The organism is Vibrio sp. 10N.222.52.B7, from assembly GCF_041474275.1.
In the GTDB taxonomy this organism is placed as follows: domain Bacteria; phylum Pseudomonadota; class Gammaproteobacteria; order Enterobacterales; family Vibrionaceae; genus Vibrio; species Vibrio crassostreae_C.
In genome coordinates this window covers 1-424 of sequence record NZ_JBFRTU010000426.1, presented here as the reverse complement: position 1 = coordinate 424, position 424 = coordinate 1, and the positions used below count along the sequence as shown (strand labels likewise).

The window sequence follows — 424 nt, the reverse complement described above, 5'->3', positions numbered from 1 at the left end:
GATGTGATAAATGCAGCTAGTGAAGTGAACTGTAAGGTTTTAAAAAGAGATAAATCATTAGCATCTAATAAAACCGACGGAAATAAAATGTTTCTGAACGAAGTTAATCATGTTGATGCAGATATTTATGTACAAGTTTTATGTACCAGCCCATTTATTGATATTGCGACGATAAAAGTTGGTATAGAAAAAATAAAGAATAATAGCAACTATGATTCCGCAGTCCTAGTTAGAAAAGAAAAACAATATCTATGGAATGAAAATGGACCTTCGTATGATGTCAAAAATATCCCTAATAGTGTTGATTTAGGTGACACTATAATTGAGACAATGGGTTTGTACATTGTAAAGAAAGAAGCTGCATTACGAACGAAAAGACGCGTTGGTGATTCTCCTTACCTGTTAGAAGCAACAGCACTAGAGG

1 protein-coding gene is annotated in these 424 nt (G+C 33.5%); it reads left to right on the top strand.

The features are described from left to right. Positions 1 to 424, top strand: a 424-nt coding sequence (locus tag AB4512_RS23525) for a cytidylyltransferase domain-containing protein (protein ID WP_372175936.1), incomplete at both ends; no start/stop codon positions are given.